This is a genomic window from Paludibacterium sp. B53371, from assembly GCF_018802765.1.
Taxonomy (GTDB): domain Bacteria; phylum Pseudomonadota; class Gammaproteobacteria; order Burkholderiales; family Chromobacteriaceae; genus Paludibacterium.
In genome coordinates, this window is record NZ_CP069163.1 from 107,978 (window position 1) to 126,110 (window position 18,133).

An 18,133-nucleotide genomic window follows, 5' to 3' on the forward strand; every position below is an offset into this window, starting at 1 on the left:
GAGGCTCCTCAGACCGCCTCGGCGGTCTGCAGTTGTTGCAGCAGGTAGAGACGCTGGTAGATGCCGCCTTGCTGCATCAGCTCATCGTGGCGGCCGGATTCGGCGATGCGGCCATGGCTGAGCACGATGATGCGATCGGCGTCGCGGATGGTGGACAGGCGGTGGGCGATGGAGATCAGGGTGATCTTGCCGGTCAGGCGGGCCAGCGCCTGCTGTACCAGCTGTTCGGTGGCGCTGTCGATATGCGAGGTGGCCTCGTCCAGCAGCAGGATGCTGGGTCGTCCGGCCAGGGCCCGGGCAATGGCGATCAGTTGCTTTTGCCCGCTCGACAGGCGTCCGCCGCTTTCTCCCATGTCGGTGGCGTAGCCCTGCGGCAGCGACAGGATCAGCTCATGCACGCCGGCGGCACGGGCGGCTTCTTCGATCTGCTGTGAGGACAGTCCCCGGCCCATGTCGATGTTGTCGAACGCGCTGCTGGCCAGCAGAAAAGGCTCTTGCGGCACCAGGCCGACACCGGCGCGGAAGGCGACGCTGCCGAGGCTGTCCAGTGGCTGTCCGTCGATCAGGATTTGTCCTTGTTGCGGGCGATAGAAGCGCAACAGCAGGGACAGCAGGGTGGACTTGCCGCTGCCGGTATGGCCGACAATGCCGACAAAGCTGCCGGCCGGAATATCCAGCGTCAGATCGTGTAATACCGGATGCCCGCTTTGATAGCTGAAGCCGACCTGCTCGAAGCGTACGGACCCTGCCCCGATTTTCCCCTGCCCCTGATCTGCCGGCATGCCCGGCTCGGCCAATAATTGATCGACACGGGCCGCCGCGACGACCGCCTGCTGCAGCTGGCCGAATTGCATGGTGATCTGGATCAGCGGTTCGACCACCCGGCCGATATAGCTGACGAAGGCATACAGGACGCCGATTTCGCGTCCGCCCAGCTCGCGCAGGCCGAAGCGGTAGATCACCACCGTCAGCAGCAGCACATTGAGCAGGTCGAGCGCCGGTCGCAGCAGCCAGGCATTGGCGCGCAACTCGCCCAGGCGGGCCTGGTAGTAGTGCTGGTTGGTGTCATCGAAACGTCGGATGAAGCGTGCCTCGGCATTGCTGGCCTGCAGCACGCTGATGCCGGAGATGGATTCGGCCATCTGGGCGTTGATCTCGCTGCGCAGGGCGCGGGCACGGGCCACCGAGGGGGCGCTCAGCCGCTGGTACAGCCAGACGATGGCCAGGGTCGCGGGAAACAGCAGCAGCGAAACCAGCATCAGATGCCAGTCAAGCCAGGCCATGGCGGCCAGGGCCCCCAGCACGATGATGCTGTTGTTGAGAATCACGAACAGGGCCTGGACGTACAGCGCCTTGACCGACTCGGTATCGTTGGTGACGCGGCTGACCAGTTGTCCGGTGATGGCCTGGTCGAAGAAGGCCATCGGCAGACGGATGACATGGGCGAAGACCTGTTCGCGTAATCGCTGTACGGCGCGCATGGCGACACCGGCCAGTCGCACCAGTTGCAGGTAGCGGATCAGGGCCGCACCGTAGCCCAGCAGCAGGGAGGCCGCCAGCAGGCTGATCATCGCCGGCCAGGCCAGATGGTGCGGCAGCAGGTAGCTGTCGATGAACACCTTGCCGAGGAAGGGCGCCGTGGCTTCCAGCAGGGCTGCCAGCAACAGCCAGACACCGCCCAGCCACAGGTGGCGGCGGTCGGGGGCGGCTGCCTGCGCCAGCAGGGTCAGGGCGGCACGCCGGTCGAGTCGGGGGGATTCAGACGGCATCGAGGCTGGCCTCCAGTTGTTGATAGCGCCACTGACTGGCATACCAGCCATCTTTGGCCAGCAGTGTCGCGTGGTTGCCCTGTTCGACGATTCGCCCGCCATGCATGACGACGATGTGATCGGCATCGGCCACTGCCGACAGGCGATGGCTGACGATCAGGACACTGCGACCGCGGCGGGCATCACGCAGGTGTTGCAGGATCTGGTGCTCGGTCTGGGTATCCACGGCGGACAGGGCGTCGTCCAGCAGCAGGAGCGGGGTGTCGGCCAGCAGGGCGCGCGCAATGGCCAGACGCTGGCGCTGGCCACCCGACAAGGCGACGCCCTTTTCGCCAACCGGTGTGCCATAGCCTTGTGGCAGGCGCAGGATGTCTTCATGTACGGCCGCCAGTCGGGCGACGCGTTCGATGTCCTGCTGGCTGGCCTGTGGCTGTACCAGGGCAATGTTGTCCGCCACGCTGGCGGAGAACAGGAAGGGCTCCTGCGGGACCCAGCTGATGGCGCCGCGCAGGGTGCCGAGCCGGTAGTCGGCCAGGTCGGTACCCTGCCAGTCGATCTGGCCTTGTTGCAGCGGGTATTGCCGCATCAGCAGTTTTAGCAGTGTGGATTTGCCGCTGCCGGTCGGGCCGACGATACCGATGGTCTGGCCATGCTCGATCTGCAGGTCAATGCCGCAGAGTGCCGGTGTCTGTTGCTCAGGGTAGTAAAAACCGACCTGCCGGAAGCGCAGCGGGCCAGGTTGCAGCTGCGTCTGCCGGCCCAGGTCGGGTACGGAAGGCGCGGCGGCAAAGATCGGCTGCAGGCGTTGCCAGGCGGCGTTGCCGCGCTGCAGGAGCGACAGCACCCAGCCCGCGGCGAACATCGGCCAGATCAATTGAACCAGGTACATGCTGAAACTGGTCAGCGCGCCGATGGTGAGCTGTCCCTGCCAGACCAGATAGCCGCCGAGCGACAGGGCGATGACGTTGGCGCTGACCAGGGCCAGCCCGACGACCGGATCGAAGGCCGCTTCCCAGCGCTGGGCGTCCAGGCTGCTGTCCGAGGCGGCGGCTGCAAGGGCGGTCATCTGGCGATCGTTGAGCGTTTCCAGCCCCAGGGCACGCAGGGTACGGACCCCGCTCAGGGCTTCCTGCACGTGGTCGTTCATGCGGCCGAAGTGGCGCAGGGCATCGCCCCAGGCGCGGTGGATCTGGTTGGCGATGCGGCTGAAGCCCCAGGCCATGAGCGGGAAGGGCAGCAAGGCGGCAGCCGCCAGTCGCCAGTCGATGGCGAAGGTCATCATGCCGAGTACCAGCAGCAGGGTCAGCAGGCCGTCGAAACCGGCCAGCATGGCCTCGCCGGCGGCCATCTCCACGGAGTCGATGTCGTTGGTGGCGCGCGCCATCAGGTCGCCGGTGCGCTGTTGCTGAAAAAAGGCCGGGCCCTGATGGGCCAGCGAGCGGTACAGGCGGGTGCGCAGTTCGACACCCAGCTGGTAGGAGGCGGTAAACAGTTGCAGCCGCCAGCTGACGCGCAGACCGTAGATGGCCAGACCCATCAGCAGCAGTTCGCCCAGTGACAGCAACAGCGGGGTACCGTGCAACTGGCGCGCAGCCAGGGCATCGACGATATGTCCGACCTGACGCGGAATCATCACGGTCAGCATGCCGACCATCGCCAGCATCACGGCCGCCAGACAGTAGGCACGTCGGTGACGCAGAACGAAGGAATACAGCAGTCTGGACAGGGTCATGGTGCCTTGGCGGGGGGCGGGGATGGCTAAGCGAACATTCTATGCATACCTGAATGGAATGGCCAGTACGACTATTCGAATCCTTTTGGGCATTCATTGCGGCAAATCATGAGCGGATTCGCACTTTGGGTTGCTTGCCAGGGGGTGTTTATGATAATTAACTCAGACTGATTTTCGAAATCGAATCCTTATGAGCCGCTCACCCCGTCACGACAAAATCCTGCAACTGGTTCGCGAGAACGGCTTCATGCCGATTGAAGAGCTGGCGCGCATCCTGGCCGTCACGCCCCAGACCATTCGCCGCGACATCAACCAGCTGTGCGAAGACAACCTGCTGCGGCGCTATCATGGCGGGGCCGCGCTGGGCTCCAGTGTCGAAAACGAAGATTACTTTGCCCGCAAGGGCAAGCTGCAGAATGAAAAGGCGCATATCGCCGATCTGATCGCCGCCAGCATTCCCGACCATGCCTCCCTGTTCATGAGCATCGGCACCACCATCGAGGTGGTGGCCCAGGCACTGTCGGCGACGCACAAGGGCCTGCGCGTGATTACCAACAATATTCACGTGGCCTCGACCATGTCGGCCAATCCGGATTTCAACGTGCTGATTACCTCCGGGGTGGTGCGTGCCTCCGACGGCGGCATTACCGGGGTTGCCACGCTGGATTTCATCAATCAGTTCAAGGTGGATTACGCCATTCTCGGTGTCTCCGGCATTGAGGCGGACGGGTCGCTACTGGATTTCGATTATCGTGAAGTGAGGGTGGCGCAGGCGATGATGGCCAATGCCCGCCATCGCTATCTGGCAGCCGACCACAGCAAGTTCGGCCGTAATGCGCTGGTGCGCATGGGGCATATCAGCGAGTTCCACGTGATGTTCACCGATGCTCGTCCGCCTGAAGCGCTGACCAAATTGCTGGAGCAGCACAACGTTCGCCTGGTCATGGCCGACAGCTGATCCGGTTCAATTCTGATTGATGGGCACCACCTTACCTGGTGCCCTTTCCGAATTTTCTCCCTGTATTCCAAGCGAAATCCTCGTCGCAGTAGCTCCCTGCTATAATCCCGGCTTTACTGATTGCAACAGTCTGGCGCGCGGATGAACGTATTTTACGAAGAGAGTGGCAGTTTCAAGGTCGGCAGCATTGTGTCCAAAAGCGATGCCAGCTTCCAGGTGGATACCCAGCATGGCAAGCGGGCCAAGATCAAGGCTGCCAATGTCATTCTCGAGTTTGCCAGCCCGCTCGATACTTTTCTGACTCAGGCCGAGGCACTGGCCGAGGACATCGATCTGGATTTTCTGTGGGAGTGCTGCGGCAGCGACGAGTTTGCTTATGAGGATCTGGCGCGCGATTACTGGGGGCATGCCCCCTCTGCCGTCGAGGCGGCGGCCATTGTGCAGCGTCTGTCTTCGGCGCCGATGTACTTCTACAAGAAGGGCAAGGGGCGTTTCAAGGCCGCACCGGAAGAGGCGCTGAAGGCGGCGCTGGCTGGTGCGGAGCGCAAGAAGCGCGAGCAGGAGCAGATCAATCTGTGGGCCGGTGAGCTGGTGGCGGGCAAACTGCCGCAGGCAGTGGCCGACAAGCTGATGGCCCTGCTGTTCAGTCCGGACAAGAACAGTCTGGAGTTCAAGGCTTTTGACCAGGCTTGCAAGCAGAGCGGCCTGCCGCCTTTGCGCCTGGCCGACAAGGTCGGTGGCATCCGTTCGGTGCCGGAGTATCTGCTGGCCGGTTTCCTGATGGAGCATTTTCCCAAGGGCACCGGTTTTCATTACGCCGAGCCAGTGCAGCCGGTCGATGCGACGACCTTGCCGCTGGCCGAGGTCAAGGCTTTCTCCATCGATGATGCCGCCACCACCGAGATTGACGACGCCCTGTCGCTGACGCCGCTGGCCAATGGCAATCTGCGCGTCGGCATCCATATCGCGGCGCCGACGCTGGGCATCGCGGTCGGTTCCGATCTGGAGCGCATCGTCTACAGCCGGTTGTCGACGGTGTATTACCCGGGCGACAAGATCACCATGCTGCCGGACGAGGTGGTGCAGTCGTTTACTTTGCTGGAAGGGCAGAATTGCCCGGCGCTCAGTCTGTATGTCGAGGTGACGCCGGACTTCGAGCCGGTGGGGTACGAAAACCGCATCGAGTTGGTGCCGATTGCCGCCAACCTGCGTCATGCCGAGCTGGAGAAGGTCTTCAATGAGGACACCCTGCTGAATGATCCGGGGGTGGATTATGCCTTCAAGCGCGAGTTGATCTGGCTGTGGCATTTCGCCAATGCGCTGGAAAAGCGTCGCGGCAAGTTTGACCCGACCCGGGTGCAGCCGCTGGATTACACCTTTGCCATCGTGGATGGCAAGGTACAGATCACGCCGCGCAAGCGCGGGGCACCGATGGACAAGCTGGTGTCGGAGTTGATGATTCTGGCCAACAGCGAATGGGGCCGCATGCTGGGCGAGGCGGACATTCCCGGTCTGTATCGGGCGCAGAGCATGGGCAAGGTGCGCATGACCACCCGGCCGGAGCCGCATATCGGTCTGGGGGTGGCGCAATATGCCTGGTCGACCTCGCCGCTGCGTCGGGCTTCCGACTTTGTCAATCAGCGTCAGCTGGTGGCGATGATCCGGGGCGAAAAGCCGCCGTTCGAGCAGAACGATGCCATGCTGTTTGCCATTCTGCGTGATTTCGATGCCGCTTATTCGGCTTATCTGGGTTTTCAGGATCGCATGGAGCACTTCTGGTGTCTGCGCTGGTTCGGCCAGGAGGGGATCAGCGAGCTGACGGCCGTGTATCTGAAGGAAGATCTGGTGCGGGTGGATGGTGTCCCGCTGCGTCTGCGTGTCGGCGGTCTGCCGGAAATGCCGACGGGCACCCATATCCGCCTGGCGATTACCCGCATTGATGAACTGATGCAGGACATCGAGTGTCGCTATCTGGGGCCGGTGGCCGGTGAGGCGGCAGAAGTGGTGGACGGCGAAGAGGGCTGAGTGCCCGCGTCGGCGATCTGCCATGACAAAGAGGGCGCTGCGGCGCCCTCTTTCGTTTACCTGTATGGCTCAGAACAGATCGTCGACCGTGGTGCTGGCTTCCTTGAGCTCGTCGGCGCTGGCCTGCAGTTGTTCGCGGGTGATACCCAGTTGTGTCAGGGCGCTGTCCGGCAGCAGCTTGAAGACGGTTTCGCTGTCGATTTGCTGGTTGAAGTCGCGCACGATCTGCTTGGCCAGTCCGATGACGGTGGCCAGCGGGGCCTTGCCTTCCTTGCCGTCGAGCGGGTATTGCTGGCCGATGGCGGCCACGATCTGCTCCGGGAAGCTCCAGCGCCAGGCCAGTTCGGCACCGACCTGGGTCGAATCGACGCCGAGCAGTGCGCGCTCGATATCGATACGATTCGGGCTGTCACCTACCTTGCGCTCGATCTCGGGGGTGACGCCCGGGGCGGCCAGGTGCAGCACCAGCTCGCCGATGCGTGCCAGCAGGCCGCAGGTGAAGGCCAGTTGCTGGTTCTGGTGGCTGAGGCGCGCCAGTACCTTGGCGGTATTGGCAATCTCGAAGCAGCCTTTCCAGAAAGTCTTGAGATCGAAGTTGGGGATGTTGGCGGTGGTGCCGGTGATGCCGGAGGCGATCACCAGCACGCGCAGGGTATCGAAGCCCAGAATGATCAGGGCATCATCCAGCGAGCCGACGCGCCGGCTGCCGCCGAAGCGGGCGGTATTCGCCAGGCGCAGTACCCGGGCGGTGAGCACCTGGTCATGACCGACGGTTTTGGCGATCTCTTCGTTGTTGATGACATCGGCACTGTTAAAGCTGTTGACCAGCTCCTGGACAACCTTTGGAATCATCGGCAGTTTGCCGGATGCTTTTTCAAAAACCTCTGCCACCTGCATCATCGATCTCCACGAAAAATGGCTGTGTGTCTATTGAGATTAGGCAACCATGCGGCGAATGCAAATCCAGATAGCATATCGAGGCCGGGTCAGACAGCCGGAAAATGACTGGGATGCGGGTAAGTGGCTGTTGGATAAGAAAAAAGGGTGGCTGTCGCCACCCTTGGTTTATTGCGCGGTTGTCTGACTTAGCCGCCGATCTGGCTGGCGGCACGCGCCAGTTCGGTGATGCGGTCCCAGTCGCGCGCGGCCAGGGCATCGCTCGGGGTCAGCCAGGAGCCGCCAACGGCCAGTACATTGGGCAGGGCCAGGTAGTCGCTGGCACGGGCCAGATCGATCCCGCCGGTCGGGCAGAAGCGCAGGTTCGGGAAGGGGCCGGCCAGCGACTTCAGCAGCTTGATGCCGCCGACGGCTTCTGCCGGGAACAGCTTCAGAACCGAGAAGCCTTCGTCTTCGGCGCGCATCGCTTCCGACGGGGTGGCGACACCGGGCAGGAAGGTCAGGTTGGCGGCACGGGCGGCCGAGGCCAGTTCCGGGGTCAGGCCCGGGCTGATGCCGAACTGGGCGCCGGCATCGACACAGGCTTCGACTTGTGGGCGGGTGCGCAGGGTGCCGGCACCGACGATGGCGTCCGGCACTTCGTCGCGCATGCGACGGATGGCTGCCAGTGCGGCCTTGGTGCGCAGCGTCACTTCCAGCACGCGGATACCGCCAGCAACCAGCGCGTGGGCCATGTCAACGGCAATCGCCGGATCGTCGACCACGATGACCGGGACCACCGGCCCCTGACGCAGCAGGGTAATTGCATCCATTACATTTTCTCCCATTGTGGAAGGGCAAAGCTGGTTGCGCCTTCTTCTGCCGTGGTGGCAGTGTTGCGGAAGACCGCGAACAGCTCGCGGCCCACGCCGTATTCATTATGGTGCAGGTCGGCATCGCTTTCCGTGCGCAGCGCCCATTCTTCGGCATCGACCAGCACCTGCAGGCGGCCCTGAACGGCATCGACGCGGATCAGGTCGCCATCGCGTACCTTGGCAATCGGACCGCCCTGAGCAGCTTCCGGACTGACATGGATCGCTGCCGGGACTTTGCCCGAGGCGCCGGACATCCGGCCGTCGGTGACCAGCGCCACCTTGAAGCCGCGTTCCTGCAGAATGCCCAGCGAGGGGGTCAGCTTGTGCAGTTCCGGCATGCCGTTGGCGCGCGGCCCCTGGAAGCGGATCACCGCCACGAAGTCTTTTTCCAGCTCGCCGCGCTTGAAGGCGGCCAGCATGTCGTCCTGGCTGTGGAAGACCACGGCCGGGGCTTCGATGACACGGTGCTCCGGTTTGACGGCCGAGACCTTGATCACGGCCCGGCCCAGTTCACCTGCCAGTACCTTGAGGCCGCCGTCGGCGGAGAACGGGTCGGCATGGGGGCGCACGACTTCGCGATCCAGCGGCTCGGCCGGGGCATCGCGCCAGTCGAGCTGGCCATTGTTGAGCCAGGGTTCGCGGGTGTAGGCGCGCAGCCCCTTGCCGATGACGGTCTGCACGTCTTCGTGCAGCAGGCCGGCATCCAGCAGTTCGCGGATGACGAAGCCCAGGCCGCCGGCCGCATGGAACTGGTTCACGTCGGCCTTGCCGTTCGGGTAGGCGCGGGCCAGTAGCGGTACCACGGCGGACAGGTCGTCGAAGTCGTCCCAGTTGATGTCGATGCCGGCTACCCGGGCGATCGCGACCAGATGCATGGTGTGGTTGGTCGAGCCACCGGTGGCCAGCAGGCCGACAATGGCGTTGACGATGGTTTTTTCATCAATGATTTCTGCCACCGGGGTAAAGGCTTCACCCTGAGCGGAAATCTTGACGGCCTGACGGGCAGCAGCGCGGGTCAATGCCTCGCGCAGCGGGGTGCCCGGGTTGACGAAGGCGGTGCCGGGCAGATGCAGACCCATGATCTCCATCAGCATCTGGTTGGAGTTGGCGGTGCCGTAGAAGGTGCAGGTGCCCGGGCCGTGATAGGACTGGGACTCGGACTCCAGCAGGGCGTCGCGGCCGACCTTGCCTTCTGCGTACAGCTGGCGGGTCTTGGCCTTTTCATCGTTGCTGATGCCGGAGGTCATCGGGCCGGCCGGGACGAAGATGGCCGGCAGGTGGCCGAAGGACAGTGCGCCGATCAGCAGGCCCGGGACGATCTTGTCGCACACGCCGAGGTACAGGGCGCCGTCAAACATCTGATGCGACAGGGCGACGGCGGTGCTCATGGCGATGACGTCGCGCGAGAACAGCGACAGCTCCATGCCCGGCTGACCCTGGGTCACGCCGTCGCACATGGCCGGCACGCCACCGGCAAACTGGGCGGTGGCGCCGGCCTTGAAGGCTTCTTCCTTGATCAGTGCGGGGTAGGTTTCGAGCGGTTGGTGTGCCGACAGCATGTCGTTGTAGGCAGAGACGATCGCCAGATTGGCACGGGCGACTTCCTTGATGCGCAGCTTGGTATCGCCAGGCATGGCGGCAAAAGCGTGTGCCAGGTTGGTACATGAGAGCTGGCTACGCTCGACTTTGCCCTGGTGGGTCGCGGCGCGAATCCGGTTCAGGTATGCCTGACGCTGAACGCGACTGCGCTGGATGATTCGCTCTGTGACCTCGACGAGGACGGGATGTTTCGTCATGTCTGGACTCCCGCATGGATGTGCAATGATGGTAATTTTACTACAATCAAAAATCAAGCTGATTCCCTTCCCGTCGGTGTGGCTTTTGCCTTCATTCCGGTGCTATCCGGCTGACAGGAAGGCTTTAATTAGATTGAATGGTGTTCAGCTTACTTGGAAAAAATGGCGCTTAACTTGATGCAAATCCAATCTGCGCAGAATTTTCTGGTGGTAATATAATTACATCTTAACCACTTGGGATGGATGTTGCTATGCGAAACGACGCTGCTCAAACCCCTGCATTTGATATGGTGCTGTTCGGTGGTACTGGCGACCTGGTGATGCGCAAGCTGTTGCCGTCGCTGTATCAGGCGCATGCTGCCGGTCTCCTTAATAAAGATGGCCGCATTCTGGGGCTGGGCCGCAAGGAGTGGACCCGCGAGGAATATCTGGCCTATGTGGAAGACCATTCGCGCAAGCATATCAAAGAGTGCTTCACTGAGGCAGATTGGCAACAGTTCTGCGACCGTATCGATTATCTGCGTGTCGATGCCGGTTTCCCGGAACACTTCCCGCCGCTGGCCGAAAAGCTGGGGCCGATGGTGCCGGGCCGCAGCGTGGTGTGCTACCTGTCCACCGCGCCCGAGTTCTTCACGCCGATCTGTGAAAACCTGGCCACGGTCGGCCTGAATCATCCCAATGTGCGCGTGGTGCTGGAGAAACCGCTCGGCCACGACCTGGAGTCGTCCAACGAGATCAATGATGCCGTTGCCAAGTATTTCGACGAGCACCAGCTGTATCGTATCGACCACTATCTGGGCAAGGAGTCGGTACAGAACCTGATGGCCATCCGTTTCGGCAACTCGCTGTTCGAACCGCTGTGGCGTCGCGAGTGGGTGCACAACGTGCAGATCACCATTTCCGAAGAACTGGGTGTCGAAGGTCGTGGCGGTTTCTACGACCATACCGGTGCACTGCGCGACATGGTGCAGAACCACTTGCTGCAACTGTTGTGCATCGTGGCCATGGAGCCGCCGGCCAGCATGGAAGGCAATGCCATTCGTGACGAAAAACTCAAGGTATTGAAGGCGCTGCGTCCGTTCGAAGTGCAGGACGTCGCCACCAAGACCGTCCGCGGTCAGTACAAGGCGGGTGCCATCGTCGGTGGCGCCGTGCCGGGTTACCTGGAAGAGCAGGGCATTCCGCCGACCTCGACCACCGAAACCTTCGTGGCGCTCAAGGCCGAAATCGACAACTGGCGCTGGGCCGGTGTGCCGTTCTTCCTGCGTACCGGCAAGCGCATGCCGGAACGGGTGGCGGAAATCGTCATCAACTTCCGTGACGTCCCGTGCCATCTGTTCCCGAGCCCGGTCGGCCAGACTGCCAACCGTCTGGTGATCCGCCTGCAGCCGGATGAAAGCATCCGCCTCTACTTCCTGGCCAAGGAACCGGGCGACACCATGAACCTGCAGCCGGCCTACCTGAATCTGGACTTCAACGCCATGTTCAAGGTGCGTCGTGCCGATGCTTACGAGCGTCTGCTGCTGGACGTGATCCGTGGCCGTCTCGGCCTGTTCATGCGCAGCGACGAGCTGGTGGCCGCCTGGCGCTGGGTCGAGCCGATCATGCATGCCTGGGAACACTCCACCACGCCGCCCAAGCAGTACACCGCCGGAACCTGGGGGCCTGCGGCCTCGTCGGCCCTGCTGTCGCGTGACGGCATCGCCTGGCACGAAGAAAGCTGATTGATCTGCGATCCGGCGCGCTGCAGGCTGGCCGCCGGATCCTGGCTTGAATGAGTTGGGGAAACTCTGACGGCGTCCGCCTCCCTGACGGACGCCGCTTTTTAATGCACATGGAAATACAGCACGCACGGAGAACCACACTATGAAGTGGCTGGAATTTGAATCACCCGGGGCGCAGGCCGATGCCCTGGCGGCGGCGATTGCCGCCGATCTGAAGCAGACCATTGAAACCAATGGGCGAGCGGTGCTGGCAGTGTCCGGCGGCCGGTCGCCCATTGCGCTTTTCGAGCGTCTGGCGATGGCGGATCTGCCCTGGCAGCGTGTCACCATCACTCTGGTGGACGAGCGCATGGTGCCGGCCGACCACGCCGACAGCAATGCCCGGCTGGTCCGCGAGCATCTGCTGACCGGCAAGGCGGCAGCCGCCAGCTTCCTGCCGCTGGCGCCGTATCCCGAGGATGAGGCGCGCTCGATTGCCGAGGCCTGCCAGGCCTTCACCTGGCCGACGGTGGCGGTGCTGGGCATGGGCGATGACGGTCATACCGCCTCGCTGTTCCCGGAGGCGGCCGAGCTGGACGCGGGCCTTGATCTGGGCCAAGCACAGGCCATTATCGGTGTGACGCCGCCTGTTGCGCCTCATCGACGCCTGAGCATGACGCGCAAGGCGCTGTTAAAATCCGACAAGTTGTATTTGTCGATACAGGGGAACGGCAAGCGTGAGGTCTTCGAACGTGCGCGTCAGGCGGAAGATCGCCGCTGGCCGGTCAGCTATTTCTTGCAACAGGACGAGACACCACTTGATGTCTACTGGGCACCCTAGCCTGTTCCCGCGTCTTCTCGCCGACGTGGGCGGTACCCATGCGCGTTTTGCGCTGGAAACCGCTCCGGGCGTGATTGAAGAGGTGGATGTTCGCGCCAGTGCGTCGTTTCCGACGCTGCTGGATGCCGTGCGCGATTACCTCGGGCAGACCGGTGCCCGACGGGTCGCGCATGCCGCGATCGGTATTGCCACCGCCGTGACCGGTGATCTGGTGCGCATGACCAACCACGACTGGACTTTTTCCATCGCGGGGATGCGGCGCGACCTGTCGCTGGATTCACTGGTGGTGCTCAACGACTTCACGGCACTGGCCTGGTCGTTGCCGTTTCTGCCGGCTGCCGAGCTGCAGCAGGTGGGGGACGGAAAGGCCGAGCCCGGGTGCGCCATGGCCTTGATTGGCCCGGGCACCGGGCTGGGCGTGTCAGGCCTGATTCCGGGGCCGCTGGGACCGATACCGCTTTCGGGGGAGGGCGGTCATGTCGGTTTCGCACCGGAGGATGAAGAGGAGGTCGAGCTGTGGCGTTTTGCCCGTGCCCGCTACGGGCATGTCTCGACCGAGCGCTTCCTCTCCGGCCCGGGGCTGGCGCTGATTCATGAAGCGCGCCTGGCGATGCAGGGTCTGGCCCATGACGGTTTGTCGGCTGCCGACATCACGCGTCATGCGCTGGGCGGCCAGTCGCCGCAGTGTCAGGCCAGTCTGGACCGCTTCTGCGCCATGCTGGGCAGTGCGGCCGGTGCACTGGCGCTGACGCTGGGGGCGCGCGGTGGTGTGTTTATCGGCGGTGGCATTGTGCCACGACTGGGGGCGGCCTTCGGGCAATCGCCTTTCCGGCGCCGTTTCGAGCAGGCGGGTCGTTTTTCCGGCTATCTGGCCGCAATGCCGACCTATGTCATTCACAGTCAGTATCCCGGCCTGATCGGCGCACAAGCCGCGCTGGCCGCCCACTTACGGGAATCCCATCATGCTTGAGCGAATTCGCGCTCAGCTGCCGGATTTGTCTGCAGCCGAAAGAAAAGTCGCCGAACTGGCGCTCGCACAGCCCTATACCGTGATGCAGGCCGCCGTGGCCGACATCGCCTCCAGTGCCGGTGTCAGCCAGCCGACGGTCATCCGCTTCTGTCGCTCAATGGGCTGCGCCGGCCTGCCGGATTTCAAGCTCAAGCTGGCCGGCAGCCTGGTGACCGGGGTGCCTTATGTGCACTCCAGTGTCCGTCCCGAGGACCCGACCTCCGAAGTCGCGGCCAAGGTGTTCGACAATACGGTGACGGCGCTGATCAAGTGTCGCAACGAGGTCAACCCGGCCTCCGTCGAACAGGCGGTGGATTTGCTGTCGCATGCACGCCGCATCGAGTTCTATGGGCTGGGTAACTCCGGCATTATCGCGGCCGATGCGCAGCACAAGTTCTTCCGCTTTGGCATTCCTACCGTGGCCTACGCCGATACCCACATCCAGACCATGGCTGCGTCGGTGCTGACCGAGGGCGATGTGATGGTGGCGATCTCCAACTCGGGACGTACGGTGGAACTGCTGGGTGCGGTGGAGGTGGCGCTGAATGCCGGTGCCAGCGTGGTGGCCATCACGGCCAGCGCGTCGCCGCTGGCGCGCATGGCGACGGTGACCCTGGCAGCAGATACCCGTGAAGATACTGAAACCTTCAGTCCGATGATCTCCCGGATCGTGCATCTGGTGCTGGTCGACATTCTCGCTGTCGGCGTGGCCCTGCGTCAGGGTCCGGCGTTGATCGCGCAGCTGGAGAAATCCAAACAGAGCCTGCGTGGCAAGCGATTGCGCATGCAGGAGCAAGAGGAAAAATAACGATGAGCGCCCTCACCCAATTGCCTGCCTGGCAGGCACTGGAGCAACATTTTTCGTTGTCGCGCCTGAATCACATGCGCGACCTGTTTGCCGCCGACCCGGATCGGGCGGAGCGTTTCTCGCTCGAAGTCGGCGATCTGTTCCTCGATTATTCGAAAAACCGCATTACCGATGAAACCCTGCAGCTGCTGATGGATCTGGCGCGTCAGGCCGGCCTGCTGCAACGCATCAAGTCGATGTTCAAGGGTGAAAAGATCAACAGCACCGAGAACCGCTCGGTGCTGCACGTGGCGTTGCGCAACCGCACCAACTCGCCGATCCTGGTCGATGGGGTCGACGTGATGCCGCAGATCAACAATGTGCTCGAACGCATGGGGCGTTTCTGTCACGCCGTGCGCTCCGGCGAATGGCTCGGCTATACCAACCAGCCGATCACCGACATCGTCAATATCGGTATCGGCGGCTCGGACCTCGGTTCGCTGATGGTGTGCAGTGCGCTCAAGCCCTACGGCCATCCGCGCATGAACATGCATTTCGTCTCCAACGTTGACGGGGCGCAGCTGAAAGAGACCCTGAAGAAGGTCCACTCGGAGACCACGCTGTTCATCATCGAGTCCAAGACCTTCACCACCCAGGAAACCCTGACCAATGCGCTGACGGCACGCGAATGGTTTGTCGCGCGTGCCCGTGACGAGGCCGCGGTGGCCAAGCATTTTGTTGCCGTGTCGACCAATATGAAGGCGGTCGCCGATTTCGGTATTGATCCGGCGAACATGTTCGAGTTCTGGGACTGGGTGGGCGGCCGTTACAGCCTGTGGTCGGCGATTGGCCTGCCCATCATGTTGTATCTGGGCGAGGAGAACTTCTCCGAGCTGCTCAACGGCGCGCACATCATGGACCAGCACTTCCGCAATGCGCCGCTGGAAGCCAATATGCCGGTGCTGCTGGCCATGATCGGCATCTGGTACATCAATTTCTATGGTGGCGGCAGCCATGTGATCGCGCCGTATGACCAGTACCTGCATCGTTTTCCGGCTTTCATCCAGCAGCTGGACATGGAGTCGAACGGCAAGCAGGTGATGCTCAACGGCGAGGCGGTCGATTTCGAAACCGCACCGATCATCTGGGGGGAAACGGGGATCAATGGCCAGCATGCCTTCTTCCAGCTGCTGCACCAGGGCACCCACATCTCGCCGATCGACCTGATTGCTTCGCTGGAGCGCCGCTCTTCCCTGCCGGGCCACCATGAAATCCTGTTGGCCAATGTGTTCGCCCAGGCCGAGGCCTTCATGCGCGGCAAGACATCTGAAGAGGCGCGCGCCGAGCTGGTGGCGCAGGGGCTGCAGGGCGAGGCGCTGGAGTCCCTGGTGCCGCACAAGGTGTTCGGCGGCAATCGCCCGACCAACACGCTGCTGATGTCGCGGCTGGACCCGCGCAACCTCGGTTCGCTGATCGCGGCCTACGAGCACAAGATCTTTGTGCAGGGGGTGATCTGGAACATCAACAGTTTCGACCAGTGGGGGGTGGAGCTGGGCAAGCAGCTGGCCAAGACGATTCATGCCGAGCTGAGCGGCAAGAAGGTCAAGGCTGAGCATGACAGTTCGACGACCCGTCTGATCGAACGCTATCGCCAGTACAACCAGAACTGATCTGCGTTGCCATGATGGCCTGAGGGCCCCGCTTCCGTCTGGAGGCGGGGCCCTGTTGCATGAGACGGCCGTTTGTGGGCGGCTTCTTGCCCGGTGCTGGCTGGCCACTCGGCCAGTTCCTGCGGCGCTGCACGTTGGCTGTGCCGTTTTGACGGGCAGGCTGCCTGTAACAAAGCCCTGTTGTTGTCTAACTCATCGATTCACTCGCCAGGATCTGTCCTTTCAGTCATTTCCATGCTGAATGTCGATCATTTTCCTTTATTCGTGTCTTTCCATCTATATGTCCTTTATACGTGTTGGCACGCTATGCCAATGACGTTATTTATGTCTGACAATTCGACATTAAACAATCCGGAGCGGCCATGCTGGCAAATAGGGTTCGTACTCGTCGCTGGGTAAGCGGCGTGTGTCTGGCGTGCTGGCATGCACTGTTGTTGGCCGAACCGTCAGAGGCGCCAGGGACGGATGGCCGTTTTTTCCTGCAGGACAACAGCGAACATCTGCGCGGTGAGTTCGATGCGCTTCGCCAGCGCCAGTTACTGCGCGACGAGGACATTCGTTGCGCTCCGGCCGAGCCGGACGCTCATGGCAATGCGTGTTTGCCGGTGCGGGCACTGCGGGTGACCGGGGTCACCCTGCTCGGTGCAGAGGATCTGGCGCTGGTGCGCGAGCAAGGGGCCGGTTGCATGTATGGCATGCGCTTGCAGCGGATTTTGCAGCGGCTGATGGCCTTGTATGTCGAGCGCGGTTATGTGGCTGCCCGGGTGGTGCCGCAGCTGTCTGCCGATGGCGTCATGACGCTGCAGGTGCTGGAAGGGCATGTGGAGGAGATCGAGGGGGATGAGCAGGCCGCGGCCTGGCTGTTTCCCGCCATGAGCGGCAAGCCGTTGAATATCCGTGATCTGGAGCAGGGACTGGATCAGGCCAATCGCCTGCAATCGGCGGCGCTGCGCGCCGAGATTGTGCCCGGGCGACAGGTGGGCGGTTCGACGGTGCGGTTGCGTGGCCAGGTGGCGCCGGCATGGCATGGCCGGATTGCGCTGGATAACTGGGGTTATGACGCGACCGGGCGCCAGGTGGCGGGGCTGACCCTGGCGCGCGACAACCTCAGTGGCCGGTATGACTATCTGAGTCTGGCGCTGGAGCACAGTCTGGCCGCGGGACGTTTCAGCCGGCGGCACTCGCTGTTTTATTCGCTGCCGCACGGCTACTGGAGTTACAGCCTGTTTGCCGGCCAGTCGGCCTATCTGAATCCGCAACGCCTGCGCTACGGCACGGTGGCGCTGACCGGGGAATCGTCACAGCTTGGTCTGCGGCTGGACCGGGTGCTGTGGCGCGACCAGCAACGGATCTGGAGTACGCATGGCCAGGTGAGTCACAAACGGGTGGCCAATTATTTTCTCGGCAGTTTGCAGCAGGTGAGCAGCCCGACGCTGTCGGTGCTGTCGCTGGGGGTGGACAGGCTGAGTCTGCTGGCATTTGGTTCGCTGACGCTGGAGTTGTCGCTCGACAGTGGCCAGGGCTGGTTCGGGGCTGACGACGGCGTGCCCGGCGGGCCGAGTACCCGCTTTGACAAATGGAGACTGAGTACGACCCTGCGCCATCTCACGCCATTGCCGGGATGGCAGTGGGAGAGCCGTTTGCAGGGGCAGTACAGCGGGCGGCGTCTGCCGGCGGTGGAGCAGCTGGAGCTGGCGGATAACAGCATGGTGCGCGGGTTTCGTCACAACTCGCTGGCCAGCGAACGCGGCTGGGTCTGGCGCAACACCCTGCACGGACAGTTCCGGCGCGGCGATTGGCAGTGGCTCCCCCGGCTGGGGCTCGATCTGGGCGGTGTCTGGCAGACCCGGGACGATGGTGGCGATCAGCGGATGGCGGGCTGGGGGCTTGGCATGACACTGCGCTACGGCGACTGGTCACTGGATGGCGAGTACAGCCGGCCGCTCTGGCAGCCGGATTATTTTGTCGGCGAGTCGCAGCAGGTGCTTTTGCGGCTGAGCCGGCAATTTTAGGGTACCGGGGCGTATGGCACCCGCAGGCCCGATAACGACACGCGCGACACAGCGCGGCAAGACTGCAACTTCAATCGACA

The 18,133-nt window shown here is 62.8% G+C and carries 13 protein-coding genes; 8 read left to right on the plus strand and 5 right to left on the minus strand.

All coding sequences use genetic code 11. The features are described 5' to 3' along the window. Nucleotides 1-8: 8 nt before the first annotated feature. Both JNO51_RS00480 and JNO51_RS00485 read right to left on the minus strand, forming a co-directional pair. The gene (locus JNO51_RS00480) at nucleotides 9-1,769 is read right to left on the minus strand and encodes an ABC transporter ATP-binding protein (RefSeq protein WP_215780079.1); all 1,761 of its coding nucleotides are present in this window, start codon (nucleotides 1,767-1,769) and stop codon (nucleotides 9-11) included. Then, nucleotides 1,759-3,501 carry an ABC transporter transmembrane domain-containing protein gene (locus JNO51_RS00485; protein ID WP_215780081.1) on the minus strand — a complete coding sequence of 581 codons (1,743 nt, stop codon included), beginning with the start codon at nucleotides 3,499-3,501 and terminating at the stop codon, nucleotides 1,759-1,761. Before JNO51_RS00485 ends, JNO51_RS00480 begins: the two co-directional genes overlap by 11 nt. Before the next feature lie 190 nt (nucleotides 3,502-3,691). Between JNO51_RS00485 and JNO51_RS00490 the strand changes: the two genes are divergently transcribed. Both JNO51_RS00490 and JNO51_RS00495 read left to right on the plus strand, forming a co-directional pair. Next, nucleotides 3,692-4,459 (plus strand): DeoR/GlpR family DNA-binding transcription regulator, encoded by a 768-nt coding sequence (locus JNO51_RS00490; RefSeq protein ID WP_215780085.1) that lies wholly within the window; start codon nucleotides 3,692-3,694, stop codon nucleotides 4,457-4,459. Between the two features lie 141 nt (nucleotides 4,460-4,600). Then, nucleotides 4,601-6,484, plus strand: coding sequence for a ribonuclease catalytic domain-containing protein (locus tag JNO51_RS00495; protein WP_215780088.1), 1,884 nt, complete (start codon nucleotides 4,601-4,603; stop codon nucleotides 6,482-6,484). Between the two features lie 69 nt (nucleotides 6,485-6,553). Here JNO51_RS00495 and JNO51_RS00500 read toward each other — a convergent pair whose 3' ends face one another. From JNO51_RS00500 to edd, 3 genes are all read right to left on the minus strand, one after another. Further along, nucleotides 6,554-7,336 (minus strand): HDOD domain-containing protein, encoded by a 783-nt coding sequence (locus JNO51_RS00500; RefSeq protein ID WP_252346139.1) that lies wholly within the window; start codon nucleotides 7,334-7,336, stop codon nucleotides 6,554-6,556. Nucleotides 7,337-7,569: 233 nt separating this feature from the next. Beyond that, on the minus strand, nucleotides 7,570-8,193 hold the full coding sequence (gene eda, locus JNO51_RS00505; protein WP_215780093.1) for a bifunctional 4-hydroxy-2-oxoglutarate aldolase/2-dehydro-3-deoxy-phosphogluconate aldolase: 624 nt from the start codon (nucleotides 8,191-8,193) through the stop codon (nucleotides 7,570-7,572). After that, nucleotides 8,193-10,031, minus strand: coding sequence for a phosphogluconate dehydratase (gene edd / locus JNO51_RS00510; protein WP_215780098.1), 1,839 nt, complete (start codon nucleotides 10,029-10,031; stop codon nucleotides 8,193-8,195). The genes eda and edd overlap by 1 nt, the downstream gene beginning before the upstream one ends. 251 nt (nucleotides 10,032-10,282) lie before the next feature. Here edd and zwf point away from each other — a divergent pair, with 251 nt between their 5' ends. From zwf to JNO51_RS00540, 6 genes are all read left to right on the plus strand, one after another. Continuing rightward, a complete protein-coding gene (gene zwf, locus JNO51_RS00515; RefSeq protein WP_215780102.1) occupies nucleotides 10,283-11,755 on the plus strand; it encodes a glucose-6-phosphate dehydrogenase in 1,473 nt (490 codons plus the stop codon). A gap of 142 nt (nucleotides 11,756-11,897) precedes the next feature. Continuing rightward, nucleotides 11,898-12,575, plus strand: coding sequence for a 6-phosphogluconolactonase (gene pgl, locus JNO51_RS00520; RefSeq protein ID WP_215780106.1), 678 nt, complete (start codon nucleotides 11,898-11,900; stop codon nucleotides 12,573-12,575). Continuing rightward, nucleotides 12,556-13,545 carry a glucokinase gene (locus JNO51_RS00525; RefSeq protein WP_215780109.1) on the plus strand — a complete coding sequence of 330 codons (990 nt, stop codon included), beginning with the start codon at nucleotides 12,556-12,558 and terminating at the stop codon, nucleotides 13,543-13,545. Before pgl ends, JNO51_RS00525 begins: the two co-directional genes overlap by 20 nt. After that, nucleotides 13,538-14,392 carry a transcriptional regulator HexR gene (gene hexR, locus JNO51_RS00530; RefSeq protein ID WP_215780112.1) on the plus strand — a complete coding sequence of 285 codons (855 nt, stop codon included), beginning with the start codon at nucleotides 13,538-13,540 and terminating at the stop codon, nucleotides 14,390-14,392. The genes JNO51_RS00525 and hexR overlap by 8 nt, the downstream gene beginning before the upstream one ends. A gap of 2 nt (nucleotides 14,393-14,394) precedes the next feature. Then, nucleotides 14,395-16,041, plus strand: coding sequence for a glucose-6-phosphate isomerase (gene pgi / locus JNO51_RS00535; protein ID WP_215780115.1), 1,647 nt, complete (start codon nucleotides 14,395-14,397; stop codon nucleotides 16,039-16,041). 362 nt (nucleotides 16,042-16,403) lie between these two features. Next, nucleotides 16,404-18,053: a ShlB/FhaC/HecB family hemolysin secretion/activation protein gene (locus tag JNO51_RS00540; RefSeq protein ID WP_215780118.1), complete on the plus strand. Its 1,650-nt coding sequence runs from the start codon at nucleotides 16,404-16,406 to the stop codon at nucleotides 18,051-18,053. Nucleotides 18,054-18,133 lie beyond the last annotated feature (80 nt).